19 protein-coding genes are annotated in these 18080 nt (G+C 69.0%); 5 read left to right on the top strand and 14 right to left on the bottom strand.

Translation table 11 applies throughout. The features are described from left to right. Positions 1–9: 9 nt before the first annotated feature. The 9 genes from HMPREF2924_RS31585 to HMPREF2924_RS31545 form a co-directional block, all read right to left on the bottom strand. Positions 10–780: an IclR family transcriptional regulator gene (locus HMPREF2924_RS31585; protein WP_003093951.1), complete on the bottom strand. Its 771-nt coding sequence runs from the start codon at positions 778–780 to the stop codon at positions 10–12. Between the two features lie 99 nt (positions 781–879). After that, positions 880–2364, bottom strand: a complete 1485-nt coding sequence (locus HMPREF2924_RS31580; RefSeq protein WP_003093953.1) for an amidase — start codon at positions 2362–2364, stop codon at positions 880–882. Then, positions 2365–3684: a citrate-proton symporter gene (locus tag HMPREF2924_RS31575; protein WP_003093955.1), complete on the bottom strand. Its 1320-nt coding sequence runs from the start codon at positions 3682–3684 to the stop codon at positions 2365–2367. Between the two features lie 37 nt (positions 3685–3721). After that, on the bottom strand, positions 3722–4942 hold the full coding sequence (locus HMPREF2924_RS31570; protein ID WP_003134659.1) for a M20 aminoacylase family protein: 1221 nt from the start codon (positions 4940–4942) through the stop codon (positions 3722–3724). A 164-nt stretch (positions 4943–5106) separates the two neighbouring features. Further along, positions 5107–5697, bottom strand: a complete 591-nt coding sequence (locus HMPREF2924_RS31565) for a YceI family protein (protein WP_003093959.1) — start codon at positions 5695–5697, stop codon at positions 5107–5109. A 60-nt stretch (positions 5698–5757) separates the two neighbouring features. Next, positions 5758–6093 carry a hypothetical protein gene (locus HMPREF2924_RS31560; RefSeq protein WP_003093963.1) on the bottom strand — a complete coding sequence of 112 codons (336 nt, stop codon included), beginning with the start codon at positions 6091–6093 and terminating at the stop codon, positions 5758–5760. After that, positions 6090–7205, bottom strand: a complete 1116-nt coding sequence (locus HMPREF2924_RS31555) for a serine hydrolase domain-containing protein (protein ID WP_023094987.1) — start codon at positions 7203–7205, stop codon at positions 6090–6092. The genes HMPREF2924_RS31560 and HMPREF2924_RS31555 overlap by 4 nt, the downstream gene beginning before the upstream one ends. 67 nt (positions 7206–7272) lie before the next feature. Then, entirely contained in the window at positions 7273–8058 is a 786-nt protein-coding gene (locus HMPREF2924_RS31550; RefSeq protein WP_003093967.1) for an oxygen-binding di-iron domain-containing protein, read from the bottom strand. 84 nt (positions 8059–8142) lie between these two features. Beyond that, a complete protein-coding gene (locus HMPREF2924_RS31545; protein WP_003093969.1) occupies positions 8143–9039 on the bottom strand; it encodes an acyl-CoA dehydrogenase middle domain-containing protein in 897 nt (298 codons plus the stop codon). Positions 9040–9241: 202 nt separating this feature from the next. Between HMPREF2924_RS31545 and olsB the strand changes: the two genes are divergently transcribed. Both olsB and olsA read left to right on the top strand, forming a co-directional pair. Then, the gene (gene olsB, locus HMPREF2924_RS31540) at positions 9242–9997 is read left to right on the top strand and encodes an L-ornithine N(alpha)-acyltransferase (protein WP_003093970.1); all 756 of its coding nucleotides are present in this window, start codon (positions 9242–9244) and stop codon (positions 9995–9997) included. Beyond that, entirely contained in the window at positions 9997–10773 is a 777-nt protein-coding gene (gene olsA, locus HMPREF2924_RS31535; protein WP_003134666.1) for a lyso-ornithine lipid O-acyltransferase, read from the top strand. The genes olsB and olsA overlap by 1 nt, the downstream gene beginning before the upstream one ends. Here the strand turns inward: olsA and HMPREF2924_RS31530 are convergent. Together HMPREF2924_RS31530 and HMPREF2924_RS31525 are read right to left on the bottom strand one after the other, a co-directional pair. Continuing rightward, positions 10770–11630: a universal stress protein gene (locus HMPREF2924_RS31530; RefSeq protein ID WP_003093974.1), complete on the bottom strand. Its 861-nt coding sequence runs from the start codon at positions 11628–11630 to the stop codon at positions 10770–10772. The genes olsA and HMPREF2924_RS31530 overlap by 4 nt on opposite strands. 149 nt (positions 11631–11779) lie before the next feature. Further along, on the bottom strand, positions 11780–12352 hold the full coding sequence (locus tag HMPREF2924_RS31525; protein ID WP_003093976.1) for an acyl carrier protein phosphodiesterase: 573 nt from the start codon (positions 12350–12352) through the stop codon (positions 11780–11782). 152 nt (positions 12353–12504) lie between these two features. Here HMPREF2924_RS31525 and pyeR point away from each other — a divergent pair, with 152 nt between their 5' ends. The 3 genes from pyeR to HMPREF2924_RS31510 are packed head-to-tail and all read left to right on the top strand — an operon-like array spanning position 12505 to position 15111. Continuing rightward, positions 12505–12807 (top strand): ArsR family transcriptional repressor PyeR, encoded by a 303-nt coding sequence (gene pyeR, locus HMPREF2924_RS31520; RefSeq protein ID WP_003093978.1) that lies wholly within the window; start codon positions 12505–12507, stop codon positions 12805–12807. Between the two features lie 48 nt (positions 12808–12855). Then, the gene (locus HMPREF2924_RS31515; RefSeq protein ID WP_003103801.1) at positions 12856–14022 is read left to right on the top strand and encodes an MFS transporter; all 1167 of its coding nucleotides are present in this window, start codon (positions 12856–12858) and stop codon (positions 14020–14022) included. A 36-nt stretch (positions 14023–14058) separates the two neighbouring features. Further along, positions 14059–15111 carry an alkene reductase gene (locus HMPREF2924_RS31510; RefSeq protein WP_003093980.1) on the top strand — a complete coding sequence of 351 codons (1053 nt, stop codon included), beginning with the start codon at positions 14059–14061 and terminating at the stop codon, positions 15109–15111. Between the two features lie 24 nt (positions 15112–15135). Here HMPREF2924_RS31510 and HMPREF2924_RS31505 read toward each other — a convergent pair whose 3' ends face one another. The 3 genes from HMPREF2924_RS31505 to feoA are packed head-to-tail and all read right to left on the bottom strand — an operon-like array spanning position 15136 to position 17923. After that, positions 15136–15378: a FeoC-like transcriptional regulator gene (locus HMPREF2924_RS31505; RefSeq protein WP_003134682.1), complete on the bottom strand. Its 243-nt coding sequence runs from the start codon at positions 15376–15378 to the stop codon at positions 15136–15138. Beyond that, positions 15378–17678 (bottom strand): Fe(2+) transporter permease subunit FeoB, encoded by a 2301-nt coding sequence (gene feoB / locus HMPREF2924_RS31500; protein ID WP_023094988.1) that lies wholly within the window; start codon positions 17676–17678, stop codon positions 15378–15380. Before feoB ends, HMPREF2924_RS31505 begins: the two co-directional genes overlap by 1 nt. Before the next feature lie 17 nt (positions 17679–17695). Next, on the bottom strand, positions 17696–17923 hold the full coding sequence (feoA, locus tag HMPREF2924_RS31495; RefSeq protein WP_003103819.1) for a ferrous iron transporter A: 228 nt from the start codon (positions 17921–17923) through the stop codon (positions 17696–17698). Positions 17924–18080 lie beyond the last annotated feature (157 nt).

Genomic DNA, 18080 nt, shown 5'->3' with positions numbered 1-18080 from the left:
ACTCCCGCGTCAGTCGAGCGCGTGCTGCAACTGACTGACGGTATCGGCCAGGGTTCCCAGGTGCCGGCGGCGCACCCGTTCGACGCAATCCTGGTCGCGCGGCCAGTGCAGCGCCACGCTGCCGAGCAGGCGACCCTGGGCGCGTACCGGCAAGGCCACCGCGCGGATCAGGAACGGCAGGCGCACCGGATACTCCCAGTGTCCCTCGGTACGCTCGCCGTAGCCCTGGCCGTGGGCCTGCTCGCGGGTGCGCAACCAGAGGTCCTCGTCTACCTGGTGCTGGCGCGCCAGGCGGCGCACCTCGCTGTCTGCCAGTTCGCCCAGGCAGGCCTTGCCCATGGCCGAATGGAACAGGCTGGCGTGCTGGCCGACCACCAGCCGGTTGGCCGGGTAGCGCTTGCGCAGGACGCCGGGCACCGAGCTTTCCGCCACCAGCAGGCGGTCGCCGTCGAGAATCGACAAATCGGCGACCAGCCCGGTGCGCTCGCTCAACTCCACCAGCAGCGGCGCGGAACGCTCCACCACCTGGCAGCGGAAGCGCTCGGCGGCGTCACCGTAGAGGCGGGTGGAACGCAGCCGGTAGCGCCGGTCGGTCAAGCCGCGGTACAGCCAGCCCTGCTCCAGCAGGGTATGCAGCAGCCGCGACACCGTGGCCTTGGGCAGTTCGGTCAGGTAATGCAGTTCCTCGAGCCCCAGCGCCTGGTGCTGGCCCAGCAGATCGAGGATCGCCAGCGCCCGCTCCACCGAACGCACGGTTCCCGCCTCTTCTCTTTCCGGCATGACGACACCTCCACCGTCGACAGACCGTTATGGCAAAGCAAGATGCAGGCCCAGGTCATGTAGGAAGAGTCTGCGAATACGCCAGCATTGCTCCGCGGCCTAGTCGATTCCCCCTGGAGCCTCGAGCATCGCCGGCGGACGGCGGCTGACCCAACGGGTCAGGCCCTCGTGGGCATGGGCCAGTTGCAGCACCGCCAGGTCGGCCTGCGCCGGGCCGATGATCTGCAATCCCATCGGCAGGCCCGCCGCGCCGAAGCCGATCGGTACGCTGATCGCCGGCAAACCGGCCAGGGTCGGGCCGATCACCACCTCCATCCAGCGGTGATAGGTGTCCATCGGTCGCCCGGCGACCTGCCGCGGCCACGCCGTTTCTGCATCGAAAGGAAACACCTGGGCGCTGGGCAGCAAGAGGAAATCGTAACGTTCGAACAGACGCGCCAGCGCCCGATACCAGTCGCTGCGATCCAGCGAGGCGCGATAGACCTCGGCGGCGCCGAGGCCGAGCCCGGACTCCACTTCCCACTGCGCCTCCGGCTTGAGTCGGACGCGCCGTGCGGGATCGGCGTAAAGCTCGCCAAGCGAGCCCTGCACCAGCCACTGGCGATGGACCAGCCAGGTGCGCCACAGGCGCTCCAGGGGATAGTCCGGCAGGCACGCCTCGACGTCGCAGCCCAGCTCGGCGAAATCGCCCAGCGCGGCTTCGCAAAGCTCCAGCACGCCCTCCTCCATCGGCAGGTAGCCGGCGTAGTCGCCGAGCCAGCCGAGCCGGGCTCCGCGGAAGTCGCGCCCGAGGTCGTCGGCGAACCTGCGCGGATCGTCGCGCAACGACAGCGGACAGCGCGGATCGTAGCCGGCCTGGGTGGCCAGCAGCCGGGCCAGGTCGGCCACGCTGCGCCCCATCGGGCCTTCGGTGGCCAGTTGCTGAACGAACAGTTCCGCTTGCGGGCCGTGCGGCACCCGTCCCTGGGACGGGCGGAAGCCGTAGACGTTGTTGTAGGCGGCGGGGTTGCGCAGCGAACCCATCATGTCGCTGCCGTCGGCCACCGGCAGCATGCGCAGCGCCAGCGCCACCGCCGCCCCACCGCTGCTGCCGCCGGCGATCCGCGCCGGATCGTAGGCATTGCGGGTGGTGCCGAACAGCGGGTTGTAGGTCTGCGAGCCGAGCCCGAACTCCGGTACGTTGGTCTTGCCGATGACGATCGCACCGCTGCTCTTCACCCGCTCGACGACGATTGCGTCGTGCTCCGGCACCTGCCCGGCGAACAGCGGCGAACCCAGGGTGGTAGGAATGCCGGAGGTGGCGGCGAGGTCCTTGATCGCCTGCGGCATGCCGTGCATCCAGCCCAGCCATTCGCCGCGCGCCAGTTGCCGGTCGCGCTCGTCGGCCTGGGCGAGCAGGCGGCTTTCCGCCTGCAGCGAGACGATGGCGTTGACCCGCGGGTTGAACCGTTCGATCTGCGCCAGGTAGGCCTGCATGACCTCGCGGCAGGACAGTTCGCGTCGGCGGATCGCCGCGGACAGCGGCAGCGCGTCAAGCGCGACGATTTCCTCGTGGCCGTCGCTTCGATGGCGGGTGGCGCTCATTCACAGACTCCTTGCCGGCTTGCCCAGGGCCGGTTCACGGGGGCGCGGGGCGGGCGTCGCGCCCTCCCGCAGATAGAGGGTGGCGAGCAGCCCGAGGAAGGCCGCGCCGAGCACGTAGAACGCCGGCGCCACTGGCGAGCCGCCGACCTCGGTGAGCCAGGTGACGATGAACGGGGCGAAACCGCCGAACAGCATCACCGCCAGGTTATACGCCACCGCCAGGCCGGTGGAACGCACCCGCACCGGAAACTGCTCGGCCACCGCGGTCGGCGCCGGGCCGAAGAAGCCGCCGATCGCCGTGCACAGCAACAGTTGCATCAGCAGCAGGCGCCCCAGGCTCGGCGCCGCGGCGACCCAGGCGAACAGCGGATAGACCATGAGCATGAAGGCCAGGGTCGCGACCAACAGCACCGGGCGCCGCCCGAGCCGGTCGGAGAGTCCCCCAGCCAACGGGATTACCAGGGTCATCAGCGCCACCGCCGCCATCTGCACCATGAACACCTCGTCCAGCGGCAGGCCCAACTGCTTGTGGGCGAAGGTCGGCATGTTCACCAGCACCACGTAGAAGGACACCGTGCCGATCACCGTCAGGCCCATGCTCACCAGCACGCTGCGCCGGTATTCGCGCAGCACGCCGAGCAGCCCCTGGCGCTCGCCGGGCTCCCGGATGGCTTCGAGGAAGGCCTCGGTCTCGCCCATGTAGCGGCGGATCCACAATCCCACCGGACCGATCAGCAGACCGAACAGGAACGGCACCCGCCAGCCCCAGCTCTCCAGGGACTCGGCGTCCAGGCAATGGGTGACCAGCGCGCCCATCCCCGCACCGGCGAACACCGCCAGGCACTGGCCGAACAATTGCCAGGAACCGTAGAGACCGCGCCGGTGCGGCGGCGCGCTTTCCACCAGGAAAGCCGTGGCGCTGGCGTACTCGCCGCCGGTGGCGAAACCCTGCAGCATTCGCGCGATCACGATCAGCAACGGTGCGCCGACGCCGATCGCCGCGTAGGTCGGGGCGAAGGCGATCATCGCGATGGACAGCGTCATCAGCAGGATGATCAGTTGCATCGCCGCCTTGCGTCCCCTGCGGTCGGCATACAGGCCGAGCAGGACCCCACCGACCGGACGCATGAAGAAACCGACGCCGAAGGTGGCCAGGGCCATCAGCAGCGAGGTGTACTCGTCGCCGGAGGGGAAGAACAGCCTGGCGATCAGGCTGGAAAGGAAGCCGTAGACGATGAAGTCGTACCACTCCAGGGCGTTGCCGATCACGGCAGCCGCCACCTGGCGGGTACGCGAGGTACCGCTCGGGCAAGCGTGCATGGGAATCTCCTGGTAACCGGGGGAATGCCGGCGCGGCTCAGGCCGCGCCGTTATTGGCGGCAGTCAGTCGAAGGCCGGACGCCGCGGGGGCGGCCAGCCAGGTCTCGGCGAGCGCGCCCCAATAGGCCGCGCCCCGGACCAGGATGTCGTCGTTGAAGTCATAGGCCGGGTTGTGCACCATCGGCCGTCCTCTGCCGTTGCCGATGAACAGGTAGCTGCCGGGGCAGCGCTGTAGCATCCAGGCGAAGTCCTCGCTGCCCATCAGCTTCGGCGTGTCGCCGTCGACCTGCTCCGCGCCGGCCAGCTCGACCCCGACCTGGCGGGCGAACTCGGTTTCCTCGACGCTGTTGACCAGCACCGGATAGGCCGGGTAGTGCTCGATGCTGGCTTGGCACCCATAGCTGGCGGCCTGCAACTCGATGATCTGGCGAACCCGCTGCAGCACCTGCTCGCGCACCTGGCCGTCGAGCGCCCGCAGGCTCAGGCGCAGCACGGCGCGCTGGGGTATGACGTTGGCCGCCTCGCCGGCCTGCAATGCACCGACCGTGACCACCGCGGCCTTCTGCGGATCGACGTTGCGCGCCACCACGCTCTGCAGGGCCATCACCGCGCTCGACGCGGCGAGCAGCGGATCGACGCTCAAGTGCGGCATCGAACCGTGGCCACCGACGCCCTCCAGGGTGACGCTCAGCAGGTCCTGGGAAGCCATCATCGGTCCCGCGCGGAAGCCCAGGTGCCCGGCCTCCAGTCCCGGCATGTTGTGCATGCCGAACAGCGCATCGCAGGGAAAGCGCTCCAGCAGCCCATCGGCGAGCATCGCCTCGGCGCCGCCCTGGCCTTCCTCGGCGGGCTGGAAGATCAGTACCAGGGTGCCGTCGAAACGCCGCGTCGCCGCCAGGTAGCGTGCCGCGCCGAGCAGCATCGCGGTGTGTCCGTCGTGGCCGCAGGCGTGCATGCGCCCGCCGTGGCAGCTGCTGTAGCCGAGCCCCGTGGCCTCGTCGATCGGCAGCGCATCCATGTCCGCCCGCAGGCCGAGCCGCCGCGTGCCGTCGCCCTGGCGGAGGACGCCGACCACGCCGGTGCAGCCGATCCCTTCGTGCACTTCGTAGCCCCAGCCGCGCAGGCATTCGGCAACCAGCGCGGCGGTGCGTCGCTCCTCGAAGCCCAGTTCGGGATGGGCGTGGATGTCCTGGCGCAGGCTACGCAGGTCGTCGGCGACCTCCTCGAGCCAGGCCACGATGTGTCGATGTCGAGCCATGCCGTCTCTCCTCTGGCCGGATTGCGCTCCGGTCTTGTTGGCGGGAGGCCCGGACGCAAGGCCGGCCGGGCGTGGTCACAGCTAAGCGCGGCGCGCGGCGAAGGACAACGGAAGGCGGTTCCACTGGGTGGAACCCAAGGCCCGCGCCGCCCTGCACCGGCGCGTCAGAACTGTTCCGGCGGCACTTCGCGGAAGTTCAGCACGGCGAACACCGGTACCTCGGGAGTGATCGAGGGAATATTGGCCATGTCCTTCAAGGGCTTGAGCTTCTCTTCCAGGTCGAAGTCGAGCAGCTTCAGCAGCACCGGCTCCAGGGTCGCCACCTGGACCAGCCCTTCGCCCTGGCGGGTGACCAGCACGTCGGCCTTCAGGCGGCGCTGCTGGCCGTGCAGGTCGAGGGTGAAGTCGAGCTTCTCGACCCGCGACTGGCCGACCCGCAGGTCGTCGAAGCCGGCCATGTCCAGGCGGCTCTCCACGGTGGCCTCGGGGAAGCGCGAGGTTTCGAAGAAGTTGTCCTTCATTCGCTCGTCGCGCAGGGCCAGGCCGCTGTCCAGGGTGCCCAGCGGCACCACGATGCGCGCGACGCCCTGCTTGTCGATCTGGCCGCTGAGACGGTCGAAGCGCTGCACCTCGGCCATCTTCGCGCGTTTCACGGAAACGAAGCTGATCCGCGAGTAATCCGGCTCCAGTTGCCATTCCGCCGCCGACAGCAGCGGGCTGAGGAGCAACAACAGGACACACAATACAACAGGCATTCCACCTCCGGCTTCGGGCCGGCGCCGTCCCTCGCCCCGCGCCCCGACATGCGCCGCCGGTCAGTCCGGCAGCCTGTCCGCCTCGGGCATGAGCCGGCATCCCTCGCGCGGGCCCAGCCAGGCGGCCGTCTGCGTACTGCCGAGGCCGCGGGCGGTCACCCGGCGGCGGGCTTCGTCGTCGAAGAAGCCGCTGATCGGCACGTACTGTTGGGTATAGGCCCGGCAATAGTCCGCGGAGTTCCCCATCACGTAGCGGCAGGAGCAGTACTCCTTGGCCGTGTAGGCGCCGATGATGGCGGGAAAGGCCGCCAGGTGGATGCGGTTCTGCCAGGCCCACGCGAGGGCGGCGAGCAGCCCCAGGACGAACAGGAAGAGCAAGGGATGGCGACGGATCATGGCCGCGCCTCCCCGGCGAACGCCGCCTGTGCCAGGCGCAGGAATTCGTTGTGACGGAAACGCCCGTCGCGGTCGTCGGCGTAGCGCACGATCACCAGCTTCTCCTCGGGCAGCACGTAGAGCGCCTGGCCCCAGTGGCCGAGCGCGGCGAAGGCGGTCTCGGCGACGTCCGGCCAGGGCGCCGGCGCGCCTTTCACCGCACGGTTCAACCACCACTGGCCGCCCGGCACCGCCTCGCCCTCCTCTTCCGCGCTTGGCCGGTAGCGGGCGAAGGGCGTCAGGTTGAACTCGACCCATGCCAGCGGCAGCAGTTGCCGCTCGCGCCAGCGCCCGTGGCGCTGCATCAGCAGGCCGACGCGCGCCAGGTCGCGAGCGCTCATGTAGACGTACGACGAGCCGACGAACGTGCCGGCGGCGTCCCGCTCCCATACCGCCGAACGGATGCCCAGCGGCTCGAACAGCGCGCGCCAGGGGTACTCGGCATAGTCCGCGCCGAGCATGCCGTGGAGGGCCGCCGCCAGCACGTTGCTGTCGCCGCTGGAGTAGCGGAAACGCCGGCCCGGCGGCCGGGCCGGCGGGGTCTCGGCGACGAAGCCGGCCATGTCGTCACGCCCACGGGTGTAGAGCATCGCCACTACGGAGGATTTCAATGGCGCGAACTCGTAGTCCTCCTGCCAGTCCAGCCCGGAAGACCAGTTCAGCAGGTGGCGTAACGTCACCTCGGGATGACGGGCGAACGGCGGGTAGTAGCGCGCCACCGGGTCGTCGAGCTGGAAGCGCCCTTCGCCCTCGGCGACGCCGAGCAGCGTGGCGAGCAGGCTCTTGCTCACCGACCAGGTAAGGTGCGGGGTCTCGGCACGGCTCGGGCCGGCGTAGCGCTCATAGACCAGACGACCGTCGCGGATCACCACTACCGCGTCGGTACGGATGCCTTTGCGACGAACATCGTCGCGACGGCCGAAGGCATAGCGCTCGAATGCCTCCAGCGCCGGCCCCGCGGGCTGTTGGGCACGGGGCCAGTCGGTGTCGGGCCAGTCTTCGGCCAGGGCAGGGAGGGCGAATACCAGGGCCAGCGCGGCGAGGGCGCGGCGGGACAACGGCAAAGCGGGCATCGGCGGGCCCTCTCGACGGTCGAGGGGCAACCCTAGCATGGCGTCGATGACGCCAGGAAGCGCGGACTCAGCCGGGCATGCGGTAGTCGTCCGGACCGAGCAGGTCGATGCCGCACTCGAGGTTCTCGATCCAGTAGAGGAAGGCGCTGATCATTTCCTTGCCGACGAAGGGCCGCCCGTGTTGCGGCACGATCATCTCCACATCCATGTCCCGGACCATCCGCGCCCACAGGCGGCAGATCTTGTTCGCCGCCATGTAGCGGCGATGGAATCCGTCCATGTACTGGATATGCGCGGCGAAATCGCTGACCGGCGCGGCGTCGTCCACCAGCGAGGCGCCCATGTCGCCCGAGAAAAGGATCTTGCTCACCGGGTCGTAGAGCTGGAAGTTGCCCACCGAATGCAGGAAATGTGCGGGGATCGCCTTCAGCGAGCAGTCGCCGAGAGCGATCGCCTGGCCGCGGTCGGGCAATGGCATGACCCGGTCGTAGGTGTTGATGCCATGGCTGACCGCCAGGTAGTTGGCCGTCAGGTGCGGCAGGAAGCGCGCCCACAGCTTGGAGCAGATCACCCGGGCGCGGGTGTGCAGCAGCCACTTGTCGAGGGCGGCGATGATGTCCGGGTCCTGGTGCGAAGCGAAGATGTAGTCCAGCTCCTGCAGCGGAAAGCGTTTCGACAATTCCAGCGAGAGCGGCGTGTAGGTCAGGTCGCCGCCAGGATCGAGCAGCAGGTACTGGCCGTTGTCGACAATCAGGAACTGGTTGGACTGGACCCCTTCGCCGCTGACGAGGTCATCGAAACACAGGCACTGGTGGCTGCCGTTGTCGAACAGCACGATCGGTTCGCGTCGCATGGTCGGTGAAATCTACTCTGTGCAGGCGCCGAGGAGCATTCCTCGCCGGATGCTGCGCAGGGTAAGCGCCTGCGGCGCGGCGCCTCACTGACCTGGGTCAAGCCCGAGGCGGGTCAAGGCCTTCTCCAGGCGAACTTTGCGGGCCCCGTTGGCAATCGCCAGCAAGCCGCGATCGCGTTGCCACAATGCCTCCCAGGTCGAGGCGTTGGCGGCGAAGGCGGCATCCAGTTGCCCCTCCAGCGCCGAGAACTGTTCGAACAGCCCAGCCAGTACCGCCTGGGTGCCGACGCAGGCGACCGGATGCCGCGCGACCTCGGCGCAGCCGCCGAGGATGCCGGCCAGGCGCAGCAGCAGCGGCGAGGGCCAGCCGCATTCATGGCCGACCCCATAGAGCCAGCCGACCAGCGCCGCCAGCACATGGACATCCTCCAGCAGGCGGAACGGCCTGACATAGTCGTCCCAACCATCGCCGGGCAGGCGCTCGCAATGGGCACCGTCGAGCAACAGGCGGGAATGCGGCACATCCGGCATCAGCGGCAGCGCCGGCAACGCCTCCAGGCGCGCCCCCGGGGCGCCGGCCAAGACTACCGTCATCGACAGTCGCGGCGGCTGCCCCGGCGCCTCGTCGCGGGCGGCCACCAGCCACCAGGAGGCGCTGTCGCCAGCGGTGACGAAATCCTTTTGTCCATGCAGGACCAGCCCCTCCAGGCGGGTCTGCAGGTCCGCCGGGCGCACGCTGCGCTTCTCGGTCACGCACAGCGCGCCGAGACCTTCCGGCGCCGCCGGCCAGAGCGCGCGCAGGGCCGCCTGGTAGCCGGCGAGGAAGGCCAGGCCCGGACTCGCCGCCAAACGTCCGCCGAGCACCGCCCGCTCCAGGGTGCCAAGACCGTCGGCGCGCGCCAGGGCGGCGGCGTGCCAGTCTTCCAGGGAGCCTTCGGTGGGCAGGCGGTCGAGCGGGCCGAGCAAGCGTTGCCAGGACATGGCGGACTCCAGTGTGGAATGTGTCGGAACCGGCATCCTGCCGAGGGTGCCAGCGTTGAACAACGGCGCGTTACATCCGGCGACAATGTCATACAAGCATCACGCCCCTGTCACAGGGGTGACACCGCGCCTTCCTAGCCTGAGCTTGCACAACAAAGCCGAGCGGCCGCAACCCGCGGCGCCGGCCCAAGGAGGCCCAGGCATGACCCAGACCGCCATTACCCGCGAACCCGTCGCCGGACGCCGCCTGAAGGCCGAGCGCCTGAACGGCGCCCGCGCCCTGCGCGAGGCCCAGGCCCTGCGCTACCGCGTATTCAGCGCCGAGTTCGACGCCAAGCTCGAAGGCGCCGAAGACGGCCTCGACCGCGACGACTACGACCGTCACTGCGCACACATCGGCGTCCGCGACCTCGACAGCGGCGCCCTGGTGGCCACCACCCGGCTGCTCGACCATCGCGCCGCCGAACGCCTCGGGCGCTTCTACAGCGAAGAGGAGTTCCACCTCTCCGGCCTCGACGCCCTGCACGGCCCGGTCCTGGAGATCGGCCGCACCTGCGTCGCTCCCGAATACCGCAACGGCGCCACCATCGCGGTACTCTGGGGCGAACTCGCCGAGGTCCTCAACGAGGGCGGCTACCGCTACCTGATGGGCTGCGCCAGCATTCCCATGCGCGACGGCGGTATGCAGGCCAAGGCGGTGATGCAGCGGCTGCGCGAACGCTACCTGTGCACCGACTACCTGCAGGCCGAGCCGAAGAACCCGCTGCCGCCGCTGGACGTCCCGGAAAACCTCACCGCCGAGCTGCCGCCGCTGCTCAAGGCCTACATGCGCCTGGGCGCCAAGATCTGCGGCGAGCCCTGCTGGGACCCGGATTTCCAGGTCGCCGACGTGTTCATCCTGCTCAAGCGCGACGAACTCTGCCCGCGCTACGCCCGCCACTTCAAGGCGGCGGTCTGATGGCGCGGCTGCGCCTGCTGCTGCGCAGCGCCCGCCTGCTCGGGCTGGTCGCGCTCGGACTGGGCCTGGCCGCTTGGGTCAGCCTGCGCGAGCGGCTGCCCGGCGCCGACGTCACGCCGCTGCGCCAGCGCCTGACCCGCTGGTGGCTGGCGCGCCTCTGCGCGGCCCTGCCCTTCGAGGTCAGGGTCAGCGGCGAAGCGCCCCGGCAACCCATGCTGTGGGTAGCCAACCATGTGTCCTGGACCGATATCCCGCTGCTCGGCGCCCTGGCGCCGCTGACCTTCCTGTCCAAGGCCGAGGTGCGTGCCTGGCCGCTGGCCGGCTGGCTGGCGGAAAAGGCCGGCACCCTGTTCATCCGCCGCGGCTCGGGCGACAGCCGGCTGATCAACCAGCGCTTGGCCGAACAGCTGCACCGCGGACGCAACCTGCTGATCTTCCCGGAAGGGACCACCACCAACGGCGAAAGCCTGCGCACCTTCCACGGTCGCCTGATGGCCAGCGCCCTGGAAGCCGGCGTGGCGGTGCAGCCGGTGGCGATCAGCTACCGCCGCGACGGCGTGCCCGATGCGCAGGCGCCGTTCATCGGCGACGACGACCTGCTCAGCCACCTCGGCCGCCTGCTGCGCGGCGAGCGCGGCAGCGTGCATATCCAGCTGCTGGAACCGATCCCCAGCCAGGGCCTGGACCGCGCCGAACTGGCCCGCCAGGCCCAGCAGGCGGTGCGCCTGGCGCTGTTCGGCACTGCCGCCCCTACGGAAACCCGGCGCGCCGCCTAGTCGCGCTTGGGCGGCACCGCCAGCACGTCACATGGCAGGTCGCCGAGGGCCGCCTCGGCCACGCTGCCGATCAGCGCGCGGCGGAAGCCGGTCAGCCCCTGGGTGCCGAGCACCGTCAACTGCGGCGCCTGGCGGCGTACCTCGGTCATGATCACGTTGATCGGCAAGCCTTCGCCGACGCGCAACTGGATGTCCTCGCGGCCCAGCCCCAGGCCGGCGACGTAGTCGCGCAGCTCGACGTTGGCCTTGAGTTCCTCCTGGTCGACGTAATGCTCGACGCGGTCTTCCTTGATCCCCGAATAACGCATCATGCCCTTGGCGAACGGCTCGAAGGCATGCAGCGCGGTGAGGCTGGCGGCGTCGAGGAAGCCGAGCTGGCCGGCCATCTGCACCGCGCGCGTCGAGGTCGGCGAGAAGTCCAGCGCCAGCAGCACCCGGCGGTACTCCTCTTCCGGCGCACCGGCCGCGCGCAGCACCGGGATCTTCGCATTGCGTACCACCCGCTCCAGGGTGGTGCCGATGAACAGATCGCGCAGCGGCGTGTGCCGGTGCGCGCCCATCACCAGCAGGTCGGCGCCGATCTCCTCGGCCACCGCGTTGATCACCACCACCGGATCGCCGACCCGCACGATCGCCTTGGACTCGACGCCGAGGCGCTCCTTCAGGGCCTGTCCGTTCACTTCCAGCAGGTTGGCGATGGCCAGCCGTTGCGGCGCGATCAGCACCGGCGGCTGGTCGTCGTCGAGCACGTTCAGCACGGTCAGTTCGGCATTCCTCGCCTTGGCCAGCGCCGCGGCGCGCATGACCGCCAGCTCGGAACGCGAGGACAGGTCGGTCGCCACCAGGATTCGTTTCATCTTCCACCTCCATTGGCAGAGCGTTGAACGTCGGCCCCATTGAACGATCGACGCGACCGCTGCCGGTTGATGTGCATCAAGCGGATGCTTCGGACTGAAACAATTGATAGGTGATTCCGCCGGCCGGGCCAATGGCCGCTGCGCCAGGCTCAGCGCTGGCTCAGGGCGAAAGCCTGGAGTTGCGGGTAGAAGGCGCGGAAATCCGCGCTCAGGTCATCGTAGCGCTGGGCCAGTTCTTCCCAGGAACCGTCCAGCAGGTGCGGTCGCGACAGCCTCCGCGACATGCCGCCCAGCACTTCGCGCAAGACCGCGAACTCGCGGTAGCTGCCCAGCCAGTCCTGGGCCGCCATCCGCGGCGCGATGCGCGCCAGGCGCTCCGGCAGCGGCGAGGCGGTGCGCAGGGTGCCGTAGACCCGCTCGACGAACTGCGGCAGCGGTTCGTCGGCGTAGTCGTTCCAGTCGCGCGCCAGGCAGTGGTCGAAGAACACGTCCAGCAGGACGCCGGCGAAACGCCGGCGCTCCAGCGGGAAGCGCCGCTTGGCCGCATGCACCAGTGGGTGGCTGTCGGTGAAGGCGTCGATGCGCCGGTGCAACTGGATGGCCCGCTCGATCTCGTCCGGCCATTGTCCCTGCAGGCGGCCCTTGACGAAGTCGCCGTACAGGCTGCCGAGCAGTTGGGCCGGTTGCGGGCCGCCGAGGTGGAGATGCGCGAGGTAGTTCATGCGGGCTAGCTTACCCCAGGGACGGAACGGTCGTTTCGATCATCGTCATCAGCCCTGTCGATAGCGACTATCGTCGCAATCGATCCCCATATCGTCCCACACCGATATATAGTTCGTCCCAACCCGATATGGACGGCCAACGGACCACCGCCATGCCACTGGACATCGACGAAATCATCAAGGCTCTCTCCCACCCGGTGCGACGCGACATGCTGCGCTGGCTGAAGGAACCGGAGAAGTACTTCGTCGAGCAGGACCACCCGTTCGAGATCGGCGTCTGCGCCGGCAAGTTCGACCAGCGTACCGGTCTCTCCCAGTCCACCGTATCGGTACACCTCGCCACCCTGCAACGCGCCGGTCTGGTGACCAGCCGCCGGGTCGGCCAGTGGAACTTCTTCAAGCGCAACGAGGAGACCATCCAGGCCTTCCTCGACCAACTCGGCGACGAGCTGTAAGCAGCACTCGCTTCCACCCCACCACCTCGCAGTCCAGGAGCTCGACCGATGCCGGCGTCTCTTCTCGTCCTCGCTTTATCCGCCTTTGCCATCGGTACCACCGAATTCGTCATCATGGGCCTGCTGCCGCAGGTCGCCGGCGACCTGCGGGTATCCATTCCCAGCGCCGGCTGGCTGATCAGCGGCTACGCCTTCGCCGTGGCCTTCGGCGCCCCGCTGATGGCCATGGCCACCGCCCGCCTGGAACGCAAGAAAGCCCTGCTCGCGCTGATGGGCATCTTCATCGTCGGCAACCTGCTCTGCGCGGTGGCCGCCAACTACGGCCTGCTGATGCTGGCGCGGATCGTCACCGCGCTCTGCCATGGCGCCTTCTTCGGCATCGGCTCGGTGGTCGCCGCCAGCCTGGTGGCGCCGAACCGCCGCGCTTCCGCCGTGGCCCTGATGTTCACCGGCCTGACCCTGGCCAACGTGCTCGGCGTGCCGCTGGGTACCGCGCTCGGCCAGGAAGCCGGCTGGCGCGCGACCTTCTGGGTGGTGACCCTGATCGGCGTGGTCGCCTTCGTCGGCCTGGCCAGGGTGCTGCCAAACGACCGCGAGGAAGAGAAGGTCGACCTGCGCCAGGAAATGTCCGCGCTGAAGAACCCGTCGCTGTGGCTGGCCCTGGGCACCACCGTGCTGTTCGCCGCCTCGATGTTCGCCCTGTTCACCTACGTCGCACCGCTGCTCGGCGAAGTCACCGGGGTCAGCCCGCGCGGCGTGACCTGGACCCTGCTGCTGATCGGCGTCGGCCTGACCGTCGGCAACGTGATCGGCGGCCGCCTCGCCGACTGGCGCCTGGGCACCACCATGGCCGCGGTGTTCGCCGCCATGGCACTGGTTTCGGCGCTGTTCAGCTGGACCAGCCAGGCCCTGCTGCCGGCGGAAATCACCCTGTTCTTCTGGGCCGCCGCCGCCTTCGCCGCGGTGCCCGCGCTGCAGGTCAACGTGGTCCGCGTCGGGCATGCCGCGCCGAACCTGGTGGCGACCCTGAACATCGGCGCCTTCAACGTCGGCAACGCGCTCGGCGCCTGGGTCGGCGGCAGCGTCATCGACCACGGCCTGGGCCTGACCCGCGTGCCGCTGGCCGCCGCCGCGCTGGCCGCGCTGGCGTTGCTGGCCACCCTGATCGCCTTTTCCGGAAACGGCCGCGCCCAGGCGCAGCCGGTCCTCGATTGATCCCCTGTCCGTCTATTCCCTAGTGGAGGATGTTCCATGGCTACTCTGTTCGATCCCATCGTGCTCGGCGACCTCGAGCTGCCCAACCGCATCGTCATGGCGCCGCTGACCCGCTGCCGCGCCGATGAAGGACGCGTGCCCAACGCCCTGATGGCCGAGTACTACGCCCAGCGCGCCGATGCCGGCCTGATCCTCAGCGAGGCCACCGCGGTCACGCCGATGGGCGTGGGCTACCCCGACACCCCCGGCATCTGGTCCGATGACCAGGTCCGTGGCTGGAGCAACGTGACCAAGGCGGTGCACGCCGCCGGCGGACGCATCTTCCTGCAACTCTGGCACGTCGGGCGGATTTCCGATCCGCTCTACCTGAATGGCGAGCTGCCGGTGGCGCCGAGCGCCATCGCCGCCGAGGGGCACGTCAGCCTGGTGCGCCCGAAGCGTCCCTACGTCACCCCGCGCGCGCTGGACACCGAGGAGATCGCCGACATCGTCGAGGCCTACCGCCAGGGCGCCGAGCGGGCCAAGGCCGCCGGCTTCGACGGCGTGGAGATCCACGGCGCCAACGGCTACCTGCTCGACCAGTTCCTCCAGGACAGCACCAACAAGCGCACCGACCGCTACGGCGGCTCCATCGAGAACCGCGCGCGCCTGCTGCTGGAAGTCACCGACGCGGCGATCTCCGTATGGGGCGCCCAGCGCGTCGGCGTACACCTGGCGCCGCGTGCCGACTCCCACGACATGGGCGATTCCAACCGCCTGGAAACCTTCAGCCATGTCGCCCGTGAGCTGGGCAAGCGCGGCATCGCCTTCATCTGCGCCCGCGAAGCGCAGGCCGACGACAGCATCGGCGTAGCCCTGAAGAAAGCCTTCGGCGGACCCTACATCGCCAACGAGAAGTTCACCCTCGACAGCGCCAACGCCATCCTGGCGAAGGGCGACGCCGATGCGGTGGCCTTCGGCGTCCCCTTCATCGCCAACCCGGACCTGGTCGAACGCCTGCGCCAGGGCGCCGAACTGAACCCGCCGCGCCCGGAAACCTTCTATACCGGCGGTACCGAAGGCTACCTGGACTATCCGACCCTGGCCTGATCGCGCCAGCCAGGAAGAGCCCGTCTAGCGCAGGCGGAAATACGGCTCCGGCTCCGCGCACGGATCGCGCTGGGCGCAGCCCTTGCAACCGCCGCCGCAACCGCCCGAGCTTTGCGCAGCCACCCGCTCGACCTTGCCGAGCGCGATCAGCCGCTCCAGGATCGCCTCCACCAGCGCCGGCGGCGCGTCCACCTGGCGGCTGAGCTGTTTCAGCCCACGCACCTGGCCGTCTTCCAGGGCGGCGCGGATCTGCATGAGTGTCGCCATCAGTGACATCCTCCCTGCCCGCTCGGGGCATCGGCCATTCGGCCTGGCAGTTGCAGTACCTGCTCGCGGCCGAACAGACGCAGGCAGGTCATCAGGATCAGGTTGAAGAGCAGCACCACGGCGATGGTCAGGACGCTACGCTCGGGGTGCGCGGCGAAGGTGGCGACCTGGTAGCAGAGGGTCGCCAGCGAGTAGGCGACGTTCAGCCCCCAGAGCACCGAGAAAGCCATCCAGCCCTTGCTGCTTTCCCGGGCGATCGCGCCCATGGCGGTCACGCAGGGCACGTAGAGCAGGACGAAGACCAGATAGCTGTAGGCCGCGATGGGGCTGCCGAACTTGCTCGCCATGGTGCCCATCGAGCCGGTCTCCATGTCGCCGTCGGCCATGCTCGCCTCCACCGGGTTGGCCAGCACGCTGAGGCTGAAGGTATCGACCAGGCCGTCCCAGGTTTCGACCAGGGCGTCGCGCAGTTGCCCGGGCAGGTCGTAGCCTTCGTAGTCGAAGGCCTCGCCCTGGATCTGCTCGGCGGTGTAGAGGGTGTTCAGGGTGCCGACCACCACTTCCTTGGCCATCGCCCCGGTGACCAGGCCGACGGTGGCCTGCCAGTTGTCCGGCTGCACCCCGAGCGGCGCCAGCAGCGGAGTGAGACGCTGGCTGACGCTGGCCAGCGCGGAATGGCCGATGTCGCCCTGCACCGGCTTGCCGTCGAGGGTGATGCTGTTCAGGCCGCCGATCACCAGGCTGACCAGGATGATCACCTTGCCGGCCCGCACCACGAAGCCGCGCAGGCGCGACCAGGTCTGCAGCAGCAGGCTCTTAAGGTGTGGCACATGGTACAGCGGCAGCTCCATGACGAACGGCGAGGCCTCGCCGCGCATCAAGGTGTGCTTGAGCAGCAGCCCGGTGAGGATCGCCACGACGATGCCGAGCAGGTACAGGGAGAAGATCACCAGCGCGCCGCCCTGGCCGAAGAAGGCCCCGGCGAACACGGCGAAGATCGCCAGGCGCGCGCCGCAGGACATGAACGGCGCCATCATGATGGTGATCAGCCGCTCGCGCTGCGCGTCCAGGGTCCGCGCGCCCATGATCGACGGCACGTTGCAGCCGAAGCCGACGATCAGCGGCACGAACGACTTGCCCGGCAGGCCCAGCGCCTGCATCAGGCGGTCCATGACGAAGGCCGCGCGGGCCATGTAGCCGGAATCCTCGAGCAGCGAGAGGAACAGGTACATCAAGCCGATCTGCGGCACCAGCGGCAACACCGTGTTGACCCCGCCACCGATGCCCTGGGCGAGGAACACCGTGAGCCAATCGGGCAGGCCGAAGCGGATACCCAGCCACTGGATGCCGTCGATGAAGATCGCCGACGAGCCCTTGTCGAAGATCGGTTGCAGCGCCCCGCCGATGTTGATGGCGAAGAAGAACATCAGGTACATCACCAGCAGGAAGATCGGCAGGCCCAGCCAGCGATTCAGGACGATCCGGTCGAGCCATTGGGTCATCCGGTGCGGCTGCGCCTGCTGGTGGTCGCAGACCGCCGCACAGATCTCGCCGATCAGTCGGTAGCGCGCATCGACGATCGCCAGCTCGGGCTCCTCGCCGCAGCCCTGGCGCGCCTGTTCCAGGGTGGCGGGCGGCAAGCCCAGCGCCGGGCCGTTGAAGATGTCGCCTTCCAGCGCCTGTAACGCCAGCCAGCGCGGCTCGATGGCCGAGGCCGCCGGAGCGCGCGTTTCCAGGAGGTAGCCGACCTGCGCCTGGATGGCCGGCGGGTAATCCACCGCCAGCGCCGCCTGCGGGAGCTGCAGGGAGTCGATGGCCGCCTTCAGTTCGTCGATGCCATCGGCGCGGGTGGACACCAGCGGCACCACCGGGCAACCGAGACGCCGCGCCAGACCGTCGATATCGATGCGGATGCGCTGGCTACGGGCGATGTCGAGCATGTTCAGCGCGACGATGCAGGGGATGCCCATCTCCCGCAACTGCACCGTGAGGTACAGGTTGCGCTCCAGGTTCGCCGCATCCACCACGTTGACCAGCACGTCGACTTCGCCGCTGGCGATGTAGCGGCAGGCGATCTGCTCGTCCAGCGAGGCCTGGGCGGAAACGCTGGTCAGCGAATAGGTGCCGGGCAGGTCGACCAGGCGTACCGCGTGGCGGGCGGTGTGGAACGCACCCTCCTTGCGCTCCACGGTGACGCCGGCCCAGTTGCCGACCCGCTGGCGCGAGCCGGTGAGCTGGTTGAACAGGGTGGTCTTGCCGGAGTTGGGATTGCCGATCAGGCCGAGGGTCAATGCGGTCATGGGGATTCCGGGCGGGGTCAGTCGAGCGGGACGAGGGTCAGCAGGGCGAGGTCCTTGCGCCGCAGCGCCAGGCTGGTCTGGCGGGTCTCGACCTGGATCGGGTCGCCCAGCGGGGCGATGCGCACCACGCGCAGCGCCGCGCCGGGCAGAAGCCCCATGGAGAACAGGCGTTGGCGATAGCCATTGCTGATGGCGGGAGAATAACCGGTGATGCGGTAGGAACGGGACGGTTGCAATGCGCTCATGGCGGATTCCAGGCAGAGGAAGGGACCAATGGCCTCCCTGGCCGGTGACCGAGAATCTAAACGACTCTCACTTAAGGCTCGCTTAAGGACGCAGTATCGGAGCGGAGGAGCAGCGGATTCGCTGATCCAGAGCAATGGAAGCGGGGATTTTCGCCGG

It is taken from the genome of Pseudomonas sp. HMSC063H08, from assembly GCF_001813645.1.
GTDB classification, from domain to species: Bacteria; Pseudomonadota; Gammaproteobacteria; order Pseudomonadales; family Pseudomonadaceae; genus Pseudomonas; species Pseudomonas aeruginosa.
This window is presented reverse-complemented; position numbering and strand designations above follow the sequence as displayed.

Excerpts from the sequence above, each read along its gene's own strand:
- HMPREF2924_RS31585 (WP_003093951.1), bottom strand. The coding sequence starts at position 780 with ATGCCGGAAAGAGAAGAGGCGGGAACCGTGCGTTCGGTGGAGCGGGCG.
- HMPREF2924_RS31580 (WP_003093953.1), bottom strand. The coding sequence starts at position 2,364 with ATGAGCGCCACCCGCCATCGAAGCGACGGCCACGAGGAAATCGTCGCG.
- HMPREF2924_RS31575 (WP_003093955.1), bottom strand. The coding sequence starts at position 3,684 with ATGCACGCTTGCCCGAGCGGTACCTCGCGTACCCGCCAGGTGGCGGCT.
- HMPREF2924_RS31570 (WP_003134659.1), bottom strand. The coding sequence starts at position 4,942 with ATGGCTCGACATCGACACATCGTGGCCTGGCTCGAGGAGGTCGCCGAC.
- HMPREF2924_RS31565 (WP_003093959.1), bottom strand. The coding sequence starts at position 5,697 with ATGCCTGTTGTATTGTGTGTCCTGTTGTTGCTCCTCAGCCCGCTGCTG.
- HMPREF2924_RS31560 (WP_003093963.1), bottom strand. The coding sequence starts at position 6,093 with ATGATCCGTCGCCATCCCTTGCTCTTCCTGTTCGTCCTGGGGCTGCTC.
- HMPREF2924_RS31555 (WP_023094987.1), bottom strand. The coding sequence starts at position 7,205 with ATGCCCGCTTTGCCGTTGTCCCGCCGCGCCCTCGCCGCGCTGGCCCTG.
- HMPREF2924_RS31550 (WP_003093967.1), bottom strand. The coding sequence starts at position 8,058 with ATGCGACGCGAACCGATCGTGCTGTTCGACAACGGCAGCCACCAGTGC.
- HMPREF2924_RS31545 (WP_003093969.1), bottom strand. The coding sequence starts at position 9,039 with ATGTCCTGGCAACGCTTGCTCGGCCCGCTCGACCGCCTGCCCACCGAA.
- olsB (WP_003093970.1), top strand. The coding sequence starts at position 9,242 with ATGACCCAGACCGCCATTACCCGCGAACCCGTCGCCGGACGCCGCCTG.
- olsA (WP_003134666.1), top strand. The coding sequence starts at position 9,997 with ATGGCGCGGCTGCGCCTGCTGCTGCGCAGCGCCCGCCTGCTCGGGCTG.
- HMPREF2924_RS31530 (WP_003093974.1), bottom strand. The coding sequence starts at position 11,630 with ATGAAACGAATCCTGGTGGCGACCGACCTGTCCTCGCGTTCCGAGCTG.
- HMPREF2924_RS31525 (WP_003093976.1), bottom strand. The coding sequence starts at position 12,352 with ATGAACTACCTCGCGCATCTCCACCTCGGCGGCCCGCAACCGGCCCAA.
- pyeR (WP_003093978.1), top strand. The coding sequence starts at position 12,505 with ATGCCACTGGACATCGACGAAATCATCAAGGCTCTCTCCCACCCGGTG.
- HMPREF2924_RS31515 (WP_003103801.1), top strand. The coding sequence starts at position 12,856 with ATGCCGGCGTCTCTTCTCGTCCTCGCTTTATCCGCCTTTGCCATCGGT.
- HMPREF2924_RS31510 (WP_003093980.1), top strand. The coding sequence starts at position 14,059 with ATGGCTACTCTGTTCGATCCCATCGTGCTCGGCGACCTCGAGCTGCCC.
- HMPREF2924_RS31505 (WP_003134682.1), bottom strand. The coding sequence starts at position 15,378 with ATGGCGACACTCATGCAGATCCGCGCCGCCCTGGAAGACGGCCAGGTG.
- feoB (WP_023094988.1), bottom strand. The coding sequence starts at position 17,678 with ATGACCGCATTGACCCTCGGCCTGATCGGCAATCCCAACTCCGGCAAG.
- feoA (WP_003103819.1), bottom strand. The coding sequence starts at position 17,923 with ATGAGCGCATTGCAACCGTCCCGTTCCTACCGCATCACCGGTTATTCT.